The sequence below is a fragment of the Sporosarcina sp. USHLN248 genome, assembly GCF_037144575.1.
Classification (GTDB): domain Bacteria; phylum Bacillota; class Bacilli; order Bacillales_A; family Planococcaceae; genus Sporosarcina; species Sporosarcina contaminans.
In genome coordinates this window covers 1-452 of sequence record NZ_JBBCZC010000112.1, presented here as the reverse complement: position 1 = coordinate 452, position 452 = coordinate 1, and the positions used below count along the sequence as shown (strand labels likewise).

Genomic DNA, 452 nt, shown 5'->3' with positions numbered 1-452 from the left:
ATGTGTTTTGTCCAGCCTTAGCAGCCAGACGCTCGGGTCATAAGCCGTATCGGCTATGCGGCAAAAACGCCGCTCCGCCAATCCGTCTTATGCCTGTCGCGCCTAAACGGCCGCTTCGGCTTTTCTATGTTGCTTTCAATGTCGTTTTATCCAGTTTTCAAGGAACAAAAATTACTCCTTTAGGAGTAAGTTGGTGGAGCCTAGCGGGATCGAACCGCTGACCTCCTGCGTGCAAGGCAGGCGCTCTCCCAGCTGAGCTAAGGCCCCGGAATATAGTATGGTGGGCCTAAGTGGACTCGAACCACCGACCTCACGCTTATCAGGCGTGCGCTCTAACCAGCTGAGCTATAGGCCCCTTCCGGGTAATATGAAGTTTCTTTGTTATGTCCAGCTCCAAACACCAGCTCATGCGTCCACTTCGGACTTTTGGTCGAAATGCAAGCATTTCTACT

At 52.2% G+C, this 452-nt stretch carries 1 protein-coding gene and 2 tRNA genes; 1 reads left to right on the top strand and 2 read right to left on the bottom strand.

The genetic code is table 11. The annotated features are described in order from the left end of the window. A partial coding sequence (locus WFH04_RS18175; RefSeq protein WP_336825727.1) for a hypothetical protein occupies positions 1–221 on the top strand: 221 nt, incomplete at its 5' end. Here the strand turns inward: WFH04_RS18175 and WFH04_RS18170 are convergent. Both WFH04_RS18170 and WFH04_RS18165 read right to left on the bottom strand, forming a co-directional pair. Then, positions 192–267: transfer RNA gene (locus WFH04_RS18170), tRNA-Ala, on the bottom strand. The genes WFH04_RS18175 and WFH04_RS18170 overlap by 30 nt on opposite strands. Positions 268–278: 11 nt before the next feature. Then, positions 279–355, bottom strand: a tRNA-Ile gene (locus WFH04_RS18165). Positions 356–452: the final 97 nt, after the last annotated feature.